This window comes from Larkinella sp. VNQ87 (assembly GCF_049445795.1).
Lineage (GTDB): Bacteria > Bacteroidota > Bacteroidia > Cytophagales > Spirosomataceae > Larkinella.
Genome location: NZ_JBMSDT010000015.1, coordinates 47811 through 65650, shown reverse-complemented (window position 1 = coordinate 65650; position 17840 = coordinate 47811). Strand labels below are relative to the sequence as shown.

The 17840-nt window shown below is 56.1% G+C and carries 13 protein-coding genes; 3 read left to right on the top strand and 10 right to left on the bottom strand.

Features of this window, described 5'->3' with window-relative positions:
• Positions 1-8: 8 nt before the first annotated feature.
• From ACO2Q8_RS23670 to ACO2Q8_RS23660, 3 genes are all read right to left on the bottom strand, one after another.
• Entirely contained in the window at positions 9-3611 is a 3603-nt protein-coding gene (locus tag ACO2Q8_RS23670; protein WP_423347352.1) for a TonB-dependent receptor, read from the bottom strand.
• A 175-nt stretch (positions 3612-3786) separates the two neighbouring features.
• Positions 3787-4821: a FecR family protein gene (locus tag ACO2Q8_RS23665; RefSeq protein WP_423347351.1), complete on the bottom strand. Its 1035-nt coding sequence runs from the start codon at positions 4819-4821 to the stop codon at positions 3787-3789.
• A 309-nt stretch (positions 4822-5130) separates the two neighbouring features.
• Positions 5131-5715: a sigma-70 family RNA polymerase sigma factor gene (locus tag ACO2Q8_RS23660; RefSeq protein WP_423347350.1), complete on the bottom strand. Its 585-nt coding sequence runs from the start codon at positions 5713-5715 to the stop codon at positions 5131-5133.
• A 382-nt stretch (positions 5716-6097) separates the two neighbouring features.
• Here ACO2Q8_RS23660 and ACO2Q8_RS23655 point away from each other — a divergent pair, with 382 nt between their 5' ends.
• Positions 6098-8731 (top strand): PAS domain-containing protein, encoded by a 2634-nt coding sequence (locus tag ACO2Q8_RS23655; RefSeq protein WP_423347349.1) that lies wholly within the window; start codon positions 6098-6100, stop codon positions 8729-8731.
• 7 nt (positions 8732-8738) lie between these two features.
• Here the strand turns inward: ACO2Q8_RS23655 and ACO2Q8_RS23650 are convergent, their stop codons facing one another.
• Positions 8739-8927 (bottom strand): hypothetical protein, encoded by a 189-nt coding sequence (locus ACO2Q8_RS23650; RefSeq protein WP_423347348.1) that lies wholly within the window; start codon positions 8925-8927, stop codon positions 8739-8741.
• Positions 8928-9550: 623 nt separating this feature from the next.
• On the opposite strand from ACO2Q8_RS23650, the gene ACO2Q8_RS23645 reads away from it, so the two are divergent.
• Positions 9551-9958 carry a response regulator gene (locus tag ACO2Q8_RS23645; protein WP_423347347.1) on the top strand — a complete coding sequence of 136 codons (408 nt, stop codon included), beginning with the start codon at positions 9551-9553 and terminating at the stop codon, positions 9956-9958.
• A gap of 57 nt (positions 9959-10015) precedes the next feature.
• On the opposite strand, the gene ACO2Q8_RS23640 is transcribed toward ACO2Q8_RS23645, so the two are convergent.
• Positions 10016-10480, bottom strand: coding sequence for a nuclear transport factor 2 family protein (locus ACO2Q8_RS23640; protein ID WP_423347346.1), 465 nt, complete (start codon positions 10478-10480; stop codon positions 10016-10018).
• 274 nt (positions 10481-10754) lie between these two features.
• Positions 10755-10922 (bottom strand): hypothetical protein, encoded by a 168-nt coding sequence (locus tag ACO2Q8_RS23635; RefSeq protein WP_423347345.1) that lies wholly within the window; start codon positions 10920-10922, stop codon positions 10755-10757.
• On the opposite strand from ACO2Q8_RS23635, the gene ACO2Q8_RS23630 reads away from it, so the two are divergent.
• Positions 10909-11298 carry a DUF805 domain-containing protein gene (locus tag ACO2Q8_RS23630; RefSeq protein ID WP_423347344.1) on the top strand — a complete coding sequence of 130 codons (390 nt, stop codon included), beginning with the start codon at positions 10909-10911 and terminating at the stop codon, positions 11296-11298. The genes ACO2Q8_RS23635 and ACO2Q8_RS23630 overlap by 14 nt on opposite strands.
• A 148-nt stretch (positions 11299-11446) precedes the next feature.
• On the opposite strand, the gene ACO2Q8_RS23625 is transcribed toward ACO2Q8_RS23630, so the two are convergent.
• The 4 genes from ACO2Q8_RS23625 to ACO2Q8_RS23610 form a co-directional block, all read right to left on the bottom strand.
• Positions 11447-11599 (bottom strand): hypothetical protein, encoded by a 153-nt coding sequence (locus ACO2Q8_RS23625; protein ID WP_423347343.1) that lies wholly within the window; start codon positions 11597-11599, stop codon positions 11447-11449.
• Positions 11600-11761: 162 nt separating this feature from the next.
• Positions 11762-13192: an efflux transporter outer membrane subunit gene (locus ACO2Q8_RS23620; protein WP_423347342.1), complete on the bottom strand. Its 1431-nt coding sequence runs from the start codon at positions 13190-13192 to the stop codon at positions 11762-11764.
• 19 nt (positions 13193-13211) lie between these two features.
• Positions 13212-16376 (bottom strand): efflux RND transporter permease subunit, encoded by a 3165-nt coding sequence (locus ACO2Q8_RS23615; RefSeq protein WP_423347341.1) that lies wholly within the window; start codon positions 16374-16376, stop codon positions 13212-13214.
• Between the two features lie 153 nt (positions 16377-16529).
• The gene (locus ACO2Q8_RS23610) at positions 16530-17714 is read right to left on the bottom strand and encodes an efflux RND transporter periplasmic adaptor subunit (protein WP_423347340.1); all 1185 of its coding nucleotides are present in this window, start codon (positions 17712-17714) and stop codon (positions 16530-16532) included.
• Positions 17715-17840 lie beyond the last annotated feature (126 nt).

Below are 17840 nucleotides of genomic sequence, written 5' to 3'. Positions count from 1 at the left end.
AGTCGTTGTTAGAAATTGATGTTCAGACCGGCCGAAATGGTTTTCGACAACGGATAGGTCCGGCCGTTCGTCGCGTCGCCGTCCAGTTGTTCCGGGTCGATGTACTTGGTCCGCAGGGGCGTGTAAGTCAGCAGGTTTTCACCGCTTACGTAAATCCGCGCCCGGGGAATCCGGATTTTCCGGGTCAGCAATTCCGGGAAGGTGTAGCCGATAACCACGTTTTTCAACCGCAGGTAACCCGCGTTCTGCAGGTAGCGGTCATTGGCCGCTCTGAGGTCACCCCCATCGTTGAGGGCTGTGTAGCCGCGCAAAACCGGGAAGTACGCATCCGGATTCTCCGGCGTCCAGACATCCTTTTCGAAATCCTTGGGAATGAACGAGTAATACGGGCGCGAGTACGGTCCCCAGAACTTGTCGGCATTGTTGCCCGGATACCAGTGTTTCCGCAGAATGCCCTGCGCCAGCAGCGACACATCAAACCCGTTCCAGGATGCGCCCAGATTCATTCCGTAGCGATACCGCGCCCGGCTGTTGCCGATAATTTTCAGATCACCGTGATCGGAAAGCGTATTGGCTCCCTGATCGATTTTGCCATTGCCGTCCACATCAATAAACTTCAGATCACCCGCCCGCAGTTTGCTCCATTCGCCAGGCGCACTCAGCCGCTGCCGGTTGACGAGCGTCTGATCAACGGTGTAGGCCTGCGCTTCTTCGTCGGTTTTGAAGAACCCATCGATGGAATAGCCCCAGATCTCGCCAATGACTTGCCCTACGTAGCGGCTCGACAGAATTTTGTTCGGGTTGTCGAATTTGGTGATCGTCGATTTCGAATCGGATACAATAAAGGAAGCGTTGTACGAGAGCGTCTTGCCCGCTACTTTAAACTGGTCCCGCCAGCCCAGCGACAGTTCAAAGCCTTTGGTTTGCAAATCTCCGGCGTTCTGGGTCGGCACGGTCGCGCCGTACACCGCCGGCAGCACCTGGCCCGGCACCAGCATGTCCGTGGTGTTCCGGATATAGGCATCGAACGACAGATTCAGGCGGTTTTTCAACAGATCGGCATCCAGACCCAGGTTAGAAGTCGTGGCTTTTTCCCAGGTTAGATCGGGCGAAATCGGGGTCGGGCTGTTGACGTAATACAGTTTTTGCCCATTGTTGATCCAACTCGACTGGGCCGTCGGCATAATCGAGACGTAGGGATAAAAACTGGCCGATGCGTTGTTCGACGGTAACTGGTTGCCCAGCGTCCCGTACGACGCCCGGATTTTGAGGTTATTTACCACATTCCGCAGCGGCTCGAAGAAGTTCTCTTCACTGATCCGCCAGCCTGCCGACACCGACGGGAAAAAACCGTACCGACGACCTTCGCCAAACCGGGAGGTGCCGTCGTAGCGTCCGTTGACTTCCAGCAGGTACTTGCCGACGTAATCATAGTTCAGCCGGAAAAAGGCACCAAACAACGAATACCGGTACGAATCACCCCCCGACAATTGCTCCCCGGTGCCGAGGTTCAGGTCGTTCAGGCTTTCGGAAAGCAGATTTTTCCGCGCACCGAACAACCGCTGGTGTTTTTTCGATTCGTAGTTGATCCCGGCCGTGGCCGACATGTAATGCTTGCCAAAGGTGTGGTTATACGACGAAAACAGGTTCGTGACGTTCATCGGGTCAAACCACATCGTCTGCCGGTACTGGTCGGTGTTGTAGTTCGGCACGGTCGTCAGAATACCGGGCTGGATGGAGTACTGCGCCACGGCCGAGCGGTACCAGTCGTCAGCGATGTAGAACGAGTACGAGTGATTGGCTACCAGATTCCAGGTTTTGGTGAAGTCGATGGTCACCGAGTTGATCGTCGTCAGTTCGTGTACGCCTTTCTTCCCGCCCGCGACGCCTTTCAACAGGTTCGCAAACAAACCGTCGCCGATTGAATAGTTGTTTTTCAGCGTGTTGTACGTAGCCGTACCGTCCGGATTGCGGGGTGCATAGGCCGGTAAGGCGTGCACCGTAATGGCGACGAAGTTGGCATTGGCGCCCCCTTCCAGACCCGGATACGTGTACTTGGAGTCAAAATACTGGGTGTTGTTGCTCACCCGCAGCCAGGGCGTCAGTTGGGCGTTGATCTTGCTCCGCAGCGTATACTGCGTAAATTTATCGGTATTGATCCGCATGATCCCGTCTTTCTGGAAAATCGATCCCGACAGGAAGTAATTGATTTTGTCGGTTCCGCCCGAAAGGTTCAGGTTGTGCTGGGCCGACGGCTGCGTCATGTTAAACAGCGTATTCCACCAGTCGTAATTGCCGTAATAATTGTAGATATCCTTGCCGTTGACGTTTTTGACGACCGTCCAGGGCCGGGCCGGGTTTTCGGTTTTATCGTACCGGCGCGCTTCCAGTTCCTTGTAATCTTCCTCCGAATACCGGGTGTAACTGTTACCGGTCGCCCGGATAAACGCTTCGTCGTTCAGCCGGACGTGCTCGTAGCCGTTCGTCAGGAAGTCGGTGCTCACGGTCGGTTTCGACCAGCCGAAGTTGTTGCTGTACGAAATGCTCGTTTTGCCATTTTTAGCGGTTTTGGTCGTCACCAGCACCACGCCGAACGCACCCCGCGCGCCATAGATAGCCGAAGCGGCCGCATCTTTCAGGACCGATACCGATTCGACGTCGTTCGGGTTCAGGCGGTTGATGTCGCCCGGAACACCGTCGATCAGCACCAGTGGCCCCCCGCCATTGATGGAGGTCTCTCCGCGCACGTTCAGGCTCCCGCCCTGCCCCGGCTGCCCGGTGCTGAACGTGATGTTCAGGTTCGGAATCATTCCCTGCAAAATCTGCGACATATTGTTCACGGGCCGGTTTTCGAGGTCTTTGGCCTGCACCTGCGACACGGCGCCGGTCAGGTTCACTTTCTTCTGGGTTCCGTAACCGACTACCACCAGTTCTTCCAGGCTTTTGCTGTCGGGGTTCAGCGTCACATTGATGACCGAGCGGTTGCCGACAGTTATTTCCTGCGAGGTATAACCCAGAAAGCTAAACACCACCACCGCCGACGCATTCGGCACCACCAGTTCGTAGTTTCCGCCGACGTCGGTGGTCGTTCCCCGCGTGGTTCCTTTCAGCACCACACTCACCCCGGCCAGCGTTTCGCCCTGTCCGTCGGACGCCCGCACGGTTCCTTTCAGCCGGATTTCCTGGCGGGCCAGGTAGGTTTCCATTTTTTCGTCGAGATTCGGCAGCACCGTTTCCGGTTTAAAGCCCCGTTCGCGGGCCAGCACAATCTGTTCGTTGATCACTTTGTAGGTAATGCCCCGGGGCATCAGCAGTTGATCCAGGATCCGGGACAATTTCTGGTTTTTCACGTTAATCGAAACCTGTTCCCGCAGGGAAACGCGGCTGCTGTAGACGAACTTTGTATTGGCTTTTTCCTGGATCTGATCCAGTGCTTCCTTGAGCGTAACATTGGTAAGCTGGAGCGTCATATCCTTACTCAGGATCGACTGTGCCGCAATTTCCCGGGCATTGGCGATGCCCGTCAGCAATACGGCCAGAATCCAGTGCAGTAATCCGATACGCATGATTTTTCGCCAGTCGACGGACTTGTTAGGGATGAAAATTTGCATACTTTTGGTTGTCTGATAGTTGAGAGCTGTTGGATGATTGCCCCTTCGTTCGGTGGTACGAAGCAGAAGGGGTTACCTGAGCCGGGGGTGGTGGTACACTCCCGGTTTTTAGCATTAAGGAGGAAGCGGGTAGCGGTTTTTCATGAAAGTTGGTTTATGAGTATGGGTTTTGAGTTCATGCTGTGCAGGGCGGGCAGTCGAGCAGAATTGAATTACCGTTCATGGTATACGTTGCCTCCAAAGCCGTGCAGAGCATTTCCAGAATCAGCGGCAACGGCTGCTTTTCAAAATCGGCGCTGAACAGACAGGACGCGGCTTTCGGGTTGGCCAGACGAATCCGGACGGCAAACCGTTTCTCAAGCTTCTTCACGACCTGATCCAGCGGGGTTTCGGCAAACGTGATCGTGACAGGTTCGTAAATCGGCTTTTTAGCCCGCACCGAAATCGCCGAGGCTATTAGCCGCTTCGATTCGGTTTCAAAAACCGCCTGCTGCTGCGGTTTCAGAATCACCTGTTGCTCGTGCTGCCGGTGGTCGGGTGCGCTGACCTGCACGCGACCCGTGACGACCGAAATCTGAAAAACCGGGTGCGTCGCCGGGGCCTTTACGTTAAAGCTGGTACCCAGCACCTTAATCTGCATTTCCCCACTCTGAATCCGGAACGGGCGCGCCGGATCTTTCCGAACGTCGAAAAAGCCTTCCCCCGCGAACGTCACCAGCCGTTGGTCAGCGCTGAATTTTTTCGGGTAAGCAATCGACGCGCTCGGGTGCATCCAGACCGAACTCTGGTCGGGGAGCACATGCTTCACAGGCCGGGGGCTTTGGTTGACGAACCGAACCAGTTCAGCCGGTTTTTCAACCGGTTGTTTCGCAGCCGTTACGGTGGTGGAAGTCGAATCCTTTTGCTCATCAGCGTACCGATACACCAGGAAAAATCCGATCGCCAGCGCGACCGAAGCCGCCAGCCCGGTCAGCCAGCCCCAGCGGAAAACCGGCACCGGTTTCGCTTCTGCGGGTTGAATCTGGCCCCGAATCTGAGCGAAGGTTTCTTTCTGAATCGCCTGCTGCTGTTCTTGAGGCAGCGTGTCCAGGTAATCCGGCTTGCCATCCAAGGCGGCATACCAGGCTTCCACCCGTTTCTTTTCCTCCTCCGTGCATTCGTTGCGGAGGTATTTTTCAAGCAAAAGCGGGGAGATTTTCGACGGCGGCATAGCGATTGGGATGATAACTATTCCCCATGTCGCCCGCCAAGCACCCGACCCTTAGTCGGTTTGAAAAAAAATTCACAAAAACAGCGACCCGACCCACCAACCCCAACGGGGTTGACATTGGATATCCCCGGGTGCAACCCCGGGACGACCGCGAACCCACCGGACGCCTACACCAACACCCGACAGCCCCTGTATACGGGGAGAGGCACACCCCAGCCGCCCGGACCTGCCTGGATGCCGGATACACTGATCCCCGACAGCCCCAGCACTCGGGGTTATCCATAAGCTGCTCCTGCGGAGTTACTTCGCTCAGAAAAACGCACTCAGAAGCAAGGCGTAGACAAAATGCTCTTTCAGGTAATCTTTCAACAGCCGGATTGCCTTGGTAACATGCTGTTCGACGGTTTTTTCGGAGATGGCGAGTTGCAAGGCAATATCCCGGTTGGAGTGGCCCTGGCGGCTCAGCACGAACACTTCGCGGCACTTGGGCGGTAACCGGTAAAGGCTTTGCTCGTAACGGTGTTGGAGGTCGGCCGTCAGCAGGGGCTGGTCCGTCGGTAGCGTAGCCGATTCGTGCCGCGCTTCCCACTGGCCGTAATGAAACTGCCGGGTGTATTCTTTCCGGTAATGCGAAATAACGAGTTTCTTAGCGCAGGCAAACAGGTAGGGGCGACAAGCCAGGACGGGGCCGCGGTGACGGTGTTGCCAGAGTGTAACGAAGAGCTCCTGAACAATCTCCTGCGCCACAAACCGGTCGTCGACTTTGCTGAAAACGTAATTGAACAGAAGCCGGAAATAACGGTTGTAAAGCTCGGCAAACGCCAGTTCGTCGTCGGTTTCACCGATCATCATCAGGAGATTTTCATCGGAATATGCACAATACGCTGCGTTCATAACCTGGATTCCCTAAGTCCGTAACCGGATAAGCTTGCTCTACAAAGTTCGGTCTAATTTTATTCTAATCATCTCCGGCTCTTATTAAGGAATCGCACACTTTTCGTCCGGCATAATAATGAAAATTTAACGATCCATCGACGCCTTCAGTCCGAACTTTTTATAAACTCCGGTCCGGCCGGTTTTTGTGCTTTTCCGCATCCAAATCCGTCTGCTGCCTGTCTGATCGCATTTCCAGCCAACCCATCGCCCGCAATCCGTGCGGTTAAATCCGGGAAAATGCCTACCTTAGAGTTTTGCCCAACGCCCCCTGTTCCGGGCAGACAGACGATATGAATTTGCTTGCCGTACCTGTGATATGAGTTTACCCGCCAGCCTGCCTTTGACACGTACCATTTTAGATTATGCCGCCTGTAGCATCATTCTCTGCCAAACCGCCCCTCCTGCTAATAGCCTCTCCACTCCTTTTCGCATCAGCCTGCTGAACCGATTGGCGGAAGAATTGACCGGGTATTCAACCACCGAGCTACAGGGACAGCCGCTTGATCATCTCCTGACATTCCCGGCCCCCGACTGGACCGATGTTGGACCGACGGCACCGGTCGACGGCTGGATAACGCTCAGGGACGGCAACCGGATGAAGCAGTCGGTTCGGCTGGTACCTACGCCCGACGGCATCGCCATCACGCTGTTGTCACAGCCCACCACCGAAAACCGCGTTTCGCTGCTGGAAGGCATCGCGGCCCATTCGCCAAACGGTCTGGTGGTTTATCAGGCCGTTCGGGCAGCCGACGGAACGATTGACGATTACCGCACGCTCTTTTACAACCCCAAAGCACTGGAAATAACCGGCCTCACCGAATCTGAATTACAGCAACAGACCCTGTTTGAACGACAACCGGACGGAAAACGGTTTGCCGACACCTTTCGGCAGGTGGTCGAAACCGGCCACGAATGGAACTGGGAGTATTTCAACCCACGGCTCGGCCGCTGGTTCGAAGTCTTTAACCGGCCATTGGGGGACGGTTTTTTCACTTCCTTCCGCGACATTACCCAACTCGTTGAAGCCCGCCAGCAGATTCAGCAGCAGCACGACCTGCTCGACGGTGTGCTGAATGCTTCGATTGCCGGGATCGCTGTCTGCCAGGCGGTTCATGACCCAAACGGCGATCTGCCGGATTTTCGGGTGGTACTCACCAACGAAATTGCCCTCCGGCTAGCCGAAAAAAACCGGGCCGAGGTCGTGGGCAAGACCATTACCCAGATTTATCCGCAGACGAAAAAAACCGGGATGTGGCCGTTTTACGGAGCCGTTTACCAAACCGGCCAGCCGGTCCGGGCGGAGCAATTTAATCCGGAACTTGCCCGTTGGTTCGATGTAGCGATTAACAAGCTGGGCGACGGGCTGGTGATTACTTTCCTCGATATCACCGTTCGCAAAGCATCGGAGCTGGAAGCACAGCAAACGTCGGAGCTGATGCAAAACATCCTGCAAAGCGTCCCGACCGGCATTGTACTCTACCAGGCGCTGCGCGCCGACGACGGCCGGATTACGGACTTTGTCATTCGGCAAGTCAACCAGATGGCCTCCAGCCTGATTGGGCTCCAGCCCGACTACCTGATCGGGCAACCCATGCTGGCCGTACTACCGTCGTACCAGGAGCTTGGCCTTTTCGATCAGGCGCTCGAACTGATGGAAACCGGAGAAGCCCGGCGATCCGAAATTCAGTATACCCGGGATGGGCTGGATCACTGGCTGGACATCTCCGGGGTCAAGCACGAAGACGGTTTACTCGTCAGCTTTCTGGATAGTACCGACCGCAAAAAGGCCGAACTGAACCGCCTTGAGCAGGCCACGTTCCTCGACCAGTTGCTACAAACCTCGCCCTACGCCATCATTGCCTACCAGGCTGTGCGTGCGCCGGGGCAAGCCGGAAAACCGGGGCCGATCATCAACCTGAAAACGGTTTTTCATAACGCAGCTTACGAAACCGTTTTTGCCGTCACCGCCGACGATGTCTACAACCGCACCTTCCAGGAACGGCTGACGGAAGAGCAAAATCCCGGACTACTGAAACGGTATATTGAGTTGATTGAAACGGGGCATCCCCTCCGCCGGGAGCATTTTTATCCGCACCTGAACAAGTGGCTGGACGTATCCATAACCCGGCTGGGCGATGGGCTGCTGGCCGTCATGCTGGACATTACGGACCGCAAAAAAGTGGAGGATGAAAAGCAGCAACAGGCGCGGCAACTCGAAATCCTCAACCAGGAACTCCAGCGTTCCAATCAGTCTCTGGAGCAATTCGCCTACGTCGCCAGCCACGATCTGCGCGAACCCCTGCGCAAAATTCAGGCCTTTGGCAATCTGCTGACCGATCAGTACGGCCCGGTGCTGGGAACCGATGGGGCTGACTGGCTCCGGCGGATGCAGGACGCGGCCAGCCGGATGGCGGACCTGATTCAGGACTTGCTGGCCTACTCCCGGCTGACGGGTCGCCAGGAGCCTTTCGTTCGGGTAGACCTGAACTCGTTGTTAAAGGACATCCTCAGCGATCTGGAAATGGTGGTCCGGGAGAAACACGCTCAGATAACGGTAGACCCACTGCCTCACCTTACGGGCAGTCCGCTGCAACTCCGGCAACTGTTTCAAAACCTGCTTTCAAACGCCCTGAAATTTTCAAAATCAGATGAGCCTCCGCGTGTCACCATTCAGGCTGTCTCCCCGGAGGAATGGGAAAGTTCGTTACCGGAACAAACGACGCCCGCGACCTGGGCCGCTCTCCGGATTACCGACAACGGAATCGGGTTCGACGAACGGCACAGCCAGCGGATTTTTGAACTGTTTCAGCGACTGCACGGGCGCGCCCAGTATCCGGGTACGGGGATTGGTCTGGCCATCGCCCGGAAAGTCGTCGACAACCATGGCGGTTTGGTTCACGTTCGCAGCCGCCCTAACCACGGCACCATGTTTACGATCTACTTGCCGCTTTCTCCGAAGCCGAAAGTCGTATAAGCCCATTTTATTTCTTAGGAATGCTCACCAACTGGAACAGGGTCTGGTATTCTGCTTCCAGCCTGCGCATTGTTTCGGATACAACACCGCCATCAAAGCCAGCCACGGGTAATTCCGTACGACGCCCCTCCGCATCCGTCAGGAAAGCCGACTGAAGCTCCAAACCCTGCCTGACAAAATAATTCAACACTTCCATAAGGTCTTCGATAGAAGTCCCAAAAAAGCGGTACCTGCGGGTGTTCCCCTGTGTGTACTTAATCGAGACGTGAAGCCACATAACGTCACAAGCAAAGTGATTAACCAGACTGCCCCAATGCAGTACGGAACTTGTCATCAATTTTCTGTTGTCGCCGGATTTCAATCCGGACACTGGTATCAATCAGAAGTCAATCTGCGTGCCTATTTGCCTTAACGGAAGAAATTGTAAGTAAGCGGTCAACCAAACCCGGGAAAGTCTACGCCGACCGGTTGAAACCAGCGGTTCATTCCGCGTTGGGGTAAGTTCCGGGCAAAATAACCACCAGGGCGTTTCTCTTCAAAGTTGGCGACTCGTTTACAGCAATCCCTGCAGCATACCGGCATCCGGATAGAACCGTTCGCTAAGTGAGCTGAACAAAATGAAGTAAAAATGGATCTACTACTGCACCGATGGTAAGCACAAATTGAAAACCAGGCACGCGATCTATATGTGCTGTGCACAAGCCACCAGGCCAAGATGAACTCGCTCAGGCAGTCACCAAAACGACAACCGCCGACGGTAGTATGTAATTTAACAAAGTGAAAACAGGCAAAATAGCTGACAGCTAACTCATGCCGCCAATGAACAGAGACGATGAAATGACCCGAAAACGAAGAATTTTAATTGTGGATGACGATGTGACGTACCGGCAACTATTGACTTTATACTTAACCAAAGCCGGGTACGATGTGCTGATTGCCAACGATGGGCAGGACGCCCTGAGCTGGCTCCGCTCCCCCGAACAACGTCCCGACCTGGTGTTGCTGGACTTGCTGATGCCCCGTTTTAGCGGAATTGATTTTCTGGAAAACCAAAAAATGGCTTGTCATAAAATACCCGTAATTTTAATTTCAGGCGCCGAACCTCCGATCGCCCGGCAAGGCATTGCCCAGGCGACACCCGATGCCTTCCTGTCCAAACCGTTCAACGTTGAGGACCTATTGCAAAAAATTGAAGCCCTGCTTCAATCGGTTTCCGAAGTAGATTGAATTGTTCTTTGGGTGAAAACCGTACAGGTGTGCATTGCTCCGGACAGAGGGCAATGTTCACTTCAATGCCTGCAACGACTTCGGCGGTGATTGCCACAGCACGTTGACGATCATCCAGTTACCATTCTCCCTAATCAGGTGAAGGTAATCGATTCCCCAGACTGCCGTCACTTTGGCCATTGCGGTTTTGTCGGCCACCTCGAACACCTCGACGGTTCGGGGCGACCCGGCATTAGCCCGTTTGCCGTCTTTGTTCCAGGTTTTAGCCAGCCGGATCAAAGCCGGAAACGGCATTTCCAATTGCTTCGAATAGCGGCCCGTCTTTTCATCGAAAAAGAATCCGCGTTTTTGCAGCGTCGGATGAATGCTCGCATAGGCCAGCGTCGTATCGGCTTTGTAGAATGTATCAATGTAATTGAAGCAGGCCTGCCGAACGCCCGCAACCTCATCGGCTGGCGTCGTCTGGGCAAAAGCAGCCGTTAATGAGAAAACAAAAAGCAAGGTAAAAAATCCTTTTTTCATGATATTCAACAAGGAGGATTAAGGTTTCCTTTACCGGCTCAACTTTCATACCACGCCCTTGAATCCACGCTGACGGGCGTCTAAAAGCGGTTTTCCTGAAAGACCTGACCGATTTCGGACAGCCCGCGTCCGGTTTTAAGACAAGCCGTTCCGGTTCTGTAGCGGGCAGCCCTAGAACCGCTTTCAGGGTCGTCGACCGCTGACAGGGTTTTAGGGAATCGGATAAAACCAGTTAAGGCCCCTCGCCCGCCAGTTACCAGAATTTCCCTACCAGTTACCGTTCTGCGGTAGCGAAGCGCATTCCGGCCTTGTAATTTTGATTCAACAATTCACCGCCAGCCGCCTGACAGCCAACGACTTCAAGCCTTTGCCGGACTGAATAAACCAAACAAAAACGCAAACCATCCACAATCCAAACAACAAACACAATGAACACTTCCATGCCTTCGTCTGCCTCTTCTTCCATTCTGGACAACTACGTTTCGGTGCTGAAGAAGTACAACGATTTCAACGGCCGCGCCCGGCGCAGCGAGTACTGGCAGTTTTTCCTGATCAACATGGGCATCACGCAGGTGCTGAACTTCACGAACATCCTGCTCTTCGGCGGCTCAACGCTGATGGGTATGGTCACGATGCTGTTCAGCCTGGCCACGCTGGTTCCCTCGGTGGCCGTCGCCATCCGCCGGATGCACGACGTCAACAAAAGCGGCTGGTACTGCCTGATTCCGGTGTACAACCTGATTCTGGCCTGTACGGAAGGCACCGCCGGACCGAACGCCTACGGCAACGACCCGAAAGCCAAAACCGCTGTTGCCTAAGTCAACCACCTTACCACTAACCCACCGACATGAAGCCCGATCCGGACCGGATCGGGCTAGTTTTTTGGCCCTAATGCAGGCCAATGGTGTATCCGAACACCGAAGTTAACGAAGTCGATAAGTCGGGAAGAAAGGATAAACGAAGCGGTTAACGACGGGAAATCATTTCATCCGCCAGCTTTCCATCGTCGGTTTTGATCACGGGCGCGACTGGCTTCACATACCGCTGCTGAACGTTGACCAGTTTGACACCCAGGACAAACAGGACGGCAAGGGCGAAATAGGTAAAGAAGGAGCGCATGGCAGTTTGAGCGTTTGACGTAGCGGATGGAACGACTACAAACTTACCCGAAAACCGCCCTTTCAAAACCGGCAATCGATAACAGGTGGTTTTTGAGCCAAAACGGGCGACTTTAAGTTTACGGTTGGTCTCTTACGGCAACAACTTCCGCCAATTCAGCCGTCACTGCCAGCCGCCCCCGACGGCCCGGTAAACATCCACCATCGCGCTCAGCCGCTGCTGTTTGATCTGGGCCAGCGTCAGTTCGGCCTGCAACACGTTGCTCTGGGCCGTAATGACTTCGAGGTACGTGGCCAGCCCGCTAGTGAACAGCAGCCGGGCGTTGGCAATGGCCTGTTTGAGCGTTACGACCCGGGCGGCTGCTACCTGCTCCTGCTCTTTCAGCTTCTCGGTCTGCACCAGCGCGTCGGCCACTTCCCGGACGCCGTTGGTCACCGTCTGCCGGAACGCAATGGCGGCTTCGTCGCGCTGAATGTGCGCCACTTCCAGTTGGGTTTTGAGTTGTCGGCGCTGAAAAACCGGCTGCGTCAACCCACCCGCCACCGAGTAAAACAATGAGGCCGGGAACATAAACCAGTTGCTGGCCTGAAACGAATTGAGCCCACCGGTGGCCGTAATCACCAGCGACGGATACAGGCTGGCCTGCGCGACGCCCACCCGGGCGTTGGCGGCTACCAGGTTCAGTTCACTGGCCCGCACGTCGGGCCGGTTGGCGAGTACCTGCGCCGGAACACCCGCCAGCACCGAATCGGCCACCGGAAAGGTTTCCAGCCGGACCGACCGGGGCACCTCGCCGGGCATGTCGCCCAGTAGTTGCCGCAAGCCGTTTTCTTCCAGCGTGACGGTTTGTTCGAGTTGCGACCGGAGCAAGGCAGCGGCTTGTTGCTGCGCCTGCGCCTGTTCGACGGCCAGTTCGGTGACCTCGCCCGCGTCCTTCTGCAACCGGATCATCCGGACAATCGAATCGCTCAGCGCCACATTCCGCCGGGCAATGTCCAGTTGGGCATCCAGCAACAGCAGGTTGAAATACCCGTTGGCAACCCGCGACACCAGTTGTGTCCGCACGGCTTTGGCGGCTTCGTTCGTTTGCAAATACGCAGCCCGCGTGGCTTCGTTCTGGAGCCGGATTTTGCCCCAGATGTCGGCTTCCCACGACAGGCCGAGGTTGGCCGAATAGTCTTCCAGATGGCGCGTGCCCAGGAAATTTTCCAGGCTCAGCCCGTTAAGGCTGTTTTTGGAAGGCGTCACGGTCGAAGCCGCGATCTGGGCATTCACGGCGGGGAGCAACGCATACCGGGTCTGCCGAAGATACGCCTGGCTGGCTTCGATCCGTTTGAGGGCCAGTTGCAGATCGAAGTTGCTGGTCAGGGCCGTGCCGATCAGGTTTTGCAGTTCGGGCGTCCGGAAAAAGTCGCGCCAGGGAATCCGGGCCACTGTTCCGGAATCGGTGGTCGTCGGGGCCGAGCGGAACTGCTCAGGCAAGGCCATCGTGGGGCGCTGGTACGGTTGGCCGACTTTACACCCCGCCAGCGTCAGCACCAGCATCGCCCAGACGACCGTCAGCGGTTTTTGTACCAATTGAATAACTTTCATGCGTATTGATTCAAGAATGTTAGGCCGCCAGTTCACCCTCCGGTTCGGGTTGGGGAAGCGGTTTGCGGCCACTGATTTTCTCCTGGAGTTTCTGAAAAATGACGTACAAAACCGGGACAATGAAAATGCCCAGTACAACGCCCGACAGCATGCCCCCGGCCGTGCCGATGCTGATGGAATGGTTGCCCTTGGCCGACGAACCTGTGGCACTCATCAGCGGAATCAGGCCCACGATGAACGCAAACGAGGTCATCAGAATGGGGCGCAACCGCAAGCGGGCCGCTTCCAGGGCCGATGCCACCAGCGGCATCCCCGCCCGGCGTCGCTGAACAGCGTATTCGACAATCAGGATGGCGTTTTTGGCCAGCAACCCAATCAGCATCACCAGCCCAACTTGTACGTAAATATTGTTATCGATTCCGGCCCAGCTAATGGCCCAGAACACGCCCAGCACGCCCGTCGGCACCGACAGAATGACGGCCAGCGGCAACAGGTAGCTTTCGTACTGGGCCGCCAGCAGGAAGTAGATGAACACCAGACTCAGCAGGAAAATGACGCCAGTCTGGTTTCCGGCCGCAATTTCCTCCCGCGTGATGCCGGTCCACTCGTACGTGTAGCCGTTGGGCAGAATCTTCGCGGCCACTTCTTCCACGGCCCGGATGGCGTCGCCGGAACTGTACCCCGGTTTTGGGATTCCGTTAATGACGACTGCGTTGAACAGGTTGTTGCGCGTAACCACTTCGGGACCGAACACCCGTTTCAGGGACGCCACCGTGGTGAGCGGCACCATTTCCCCCGCCGTGTTTTTGACGTAAATTCCGTTCATCGACGACGGATCGGCCCGGTAGGGACTGTCGGCCTGGGCAATGACGCGGTAAAACTTGCCAAACCGGTTGAAGTCCGACGCAAAGGTGCTGCCGTAATACACCTGCATGGTTTGCAGAATATCGCCCGTCGAAACACCCAACTGCTTCGCTTTTTTCACGTCGATTTCCACCGAATACTGCGGAGTACCCGTATCGAAGGTCGTGAACGCAGCCGCAATTTCGGGCCGTTTCCCGATCTCTTCGATGAACGTTTTGGCCCTCTGGCCCAACTTGTCGAGCTTGCCGCCCGTCCGGTCCTGCAAGACCAGTTCGAAGCCATCGACACTCCCAAAACCGGGTACGGTCGGGAACGTAAACACATCGACGTGCCCCTCGCTCACTTTCCCCAGTTCCGTATTGATCTGGCCCATCACGGCATCCAGGTCAGGCACCTCACCCCGTTCGGCATACGGTTTCAGGTTGATGAAGCCCACGGCGTACGAGGGGCTGGACGAGTTGGCGATCACGTTAAAACCGCTGATGCCGTAGTGGCTATGCACGGCAGGAATCCGTTTCACAATCTGCTCCATCCGGCTGGAAATCTTCTGCGTGCGTTGCAGCGAAGCGCCCGGCGGCAGTTTCAGCGAGTAAACGATAAAGCCCTGATCTTCCGACGGAATAAAACCGGTGGGGGTGGTTCGAACCAGCCAGACCGTCACGGCCAGGACCAGCGCCAGCCCACTGAGGGCCACCCATTTTTGCCGGATCAGGAAGCGGGTAGCGCCCACATACCGGTTCGTGACGGCCGAAAAACCGGCGTTGAAGGCCTTGAAAAACCGGGTTTTGAAACCGGGTTTTTGCGGTTGCGGGTGGTCATCGGCGTGTTTGTTGGTCAGAATCAGGGCGCTGAGCGCCGGGCTGAGCGTCAGGGCGTTCACGGCCGAAATAAAGATGGCAATGGCTAACGTAAACGCAAATTGCTGGTAGAACACGCCCGCCGGGCCTTTCATGAAGCCCACCGGCACGAACACGGCCGCCATGACGAGCGTGATCGACACGATGGCGCCGGAAATTTCCTGCATCGAGCGCAGTGTAGCCGCCCGCGCCGATTGGATACCCTGCTCCATGCGCGTGTGGACCGCTTCGACTACCAGAATGGCGTCGTCGACCACAATCCCGATGGCGAGCACCAGCGCGAAGAGCGTCAGCAGGTTGATGGTAAAGCCAAACAACTGCATGAAGAAAAACGTGCCGATGATGGCCACCGGCACGGCAATGGCCGGAATCAGCGTCGAGCGGAAATCCTGCAAAAACAGGAAGACAACGATAAACACCAGAATGAAAGCTTCTACCAGCGTGTGTGTCACCTGATCGATGGATTCATCGAGGAACGTTTTGGTGCTGTATTCCACCGCGTAATGAATGCCTTTTGGGAGCGAGCGCGTCGCCTTGTTCATGACCTCCAGAATGGCAATCTGAATGTCGTTGGCGTTAGAACCCGCTGTCTGGTAAATCGCGATCCCGGTGGCGGCTCTGCCGTCGACGCGCGTGTTGGCGTTGTAGGTAAACGAACCGAACTCCAGCCGGGCCACGTCTTTCAGCAGGATCGCCGACCCGTCGGCGTTGGCTTTCAGCACGATCTGGTCAAACTCTTCCGGTTTGGTGAATTTGCCCTTGTACTTGATGATGTACTCGAACGCTTCGGGGCTGCTTTCGCCCATCCGACCGGGAGCGGCTTCGAGGTTCTGATCGCGGATGGCCGCCAGCACATCCTGGGGCGACAACCCGTAGGCCGTCAGCCGGTCCGGTTTCAGCCAGACGCGCATGGCGTAATCCTTCACCCCAAACACCACAGCCTGCCCGACGCCTTTAATGCGTTGTAATTCGGGAATGATGTTGATTTTGGCGTAATTCTGCAAAAATGTTTCGTCGTAGACCTCCGCCGTGCTGATCAGGTCCAGAAACATGATCATGCTGTTCTGTTGCTTCTGGGTCGAAATTCCGGCCTGCACCACCTCGGTCGGCAGCAGGCTGGTGGCTTTGGCAACCCGGTTTTGCACGTTGACAGCCGCCAGGTCGGGGTTGGTGCCGAGTTCAAAAAAGACGTTGATGGCGACGGCTCCGTCGTTTCCGGCGGAGGAGGTCATATAGGTCATGTTTTCGACCCCGTTGATGGCTTCTTCGAGCGGGGTGGCCACGGAGCGGGCCACCACCTCGGCGTTGGCCCCGGGGTAGGTCGCCGTGACTTGCACGCTGGGGGGCGCAATGTCCGGAAACTGCGCCACTGGCAGGGTCAGCAGGGAAATGATTCCCAGAATGACCAGCAGAATGGAAATGACCGTTGCCAGTACCGGTCGTTCAATAAATAGCTTGAGCATAAAAAAAGAGGTCAGTCTGGTTGGATAGGAACACGGATTGGACGGATAGAACGGATTTCAACGGATAAATCTGTTCTCATCCGTTTAATCTGTTTAATCGCGACGGCGACCCGGCCGTGTTCCCATCAGCTCATGTGACGGATTTGTTGAATGTTATAGAGACGCCTTCGTCAGCCGGTTGGTGTCCGAACTGACGAGTTTGGGCACGATCACGTCGCCGTCGTGCAGCCGGTCCAGGCCGTCGCGGACGATGCGGTCGCCGGGCTGGATTCCCGAACGGATCAGGTAATACGTTCCGCTTTCGCCCAGAATCTGGAGCGGTCGGCTTTCCACCTTGTTGCTGTCCGTCAGGGCGAATACAAACACGCGGTCCTGCCGCTCAAAGGTAGCTTCCTGCGGAACCACCACCATCGCGCCGTGCGGCTCCGGAATCCGGATGCGGCCTGTGATCCCCGACCGGAGCAGCCCCTGCGCATTCGGGAAGGTCGCCCGGAAGCTGATGGAACCCATCGTTTTGTCGAACTGCCCGGACACCATCTCGATCCGGCCTTTCTGCGCGTACGGCGTGTTATCGGCCAGCAGCAGTTCCACCGACGGAAGTCGTTTGATCTTGTCGGCCAGGCTATTGCCCCCCGCCTGCTGCGTGAATTGCAGGAAATCCGTCTCGCTCATCGAAAAGTAAGCGTACAGTTCGCGTACGTCCGAAAGGGTCGTCAACGGTTGCGGTTCGGCGCGGCCCACCAGGCTACCCGGTTTGTAGGGCAACCGACCGATGTAGCCGTTGGCCGGTGCGGTGATCAGCGTGCGGCTCAGGTTGGTCTTAGCCGTGCTGACGGCGGCTTCGGCTTGCCCCACGCTCGCTTTGGCAGCATTCAGCATCGACTGGGCGGTTTTGAGCTGTACCTCCGAAATGACTTTGTTCTGCACCAATGGTGTCAGCCGGGCCACTTCCAGCGCGGCCTTGTCCTGGTTGGCTTTCGCCATCAGCAGGCTGGCCTGCGCGTTGCTCAGTTGTTCGCGGTAGCTTTGTTCATCAATTTTAAACAGCGGCTGCCCTTTCCGAACGGCGGCTCCTTCGTCGACAAAGATTTTTTCGAGATATCCTTCCACCTGCGGACGAATATCGACGTTGACCTTGCCTTCCAGCGTAGCCGGAAACTCCTGGTAGGTCGTCATGGCGGCTTTTTGCACCTCGACAACGGGGAGCGTCGGTACCTCGCTGGCGGTTTGCTGCGATTCCTGGCCCGATGCGCTACAGCCCAGCAGCGCAAGCAGACTGCCCGACAGCAGCAGAACCAGGGTTAAAAACGAGGAATGATGTTTTTCAGGTTGTTGCATAGCGTGTTTTTGGTTAGGTGTGAAAGGCACGGAAGCCGGTCGGCAGCGTTCAAAAACGTTGCCCAAACCGGTTGAGCGGGTTCAGGTTGAAATAGCATTGCAAAGTAAGCAGCCGGACAACAGCGG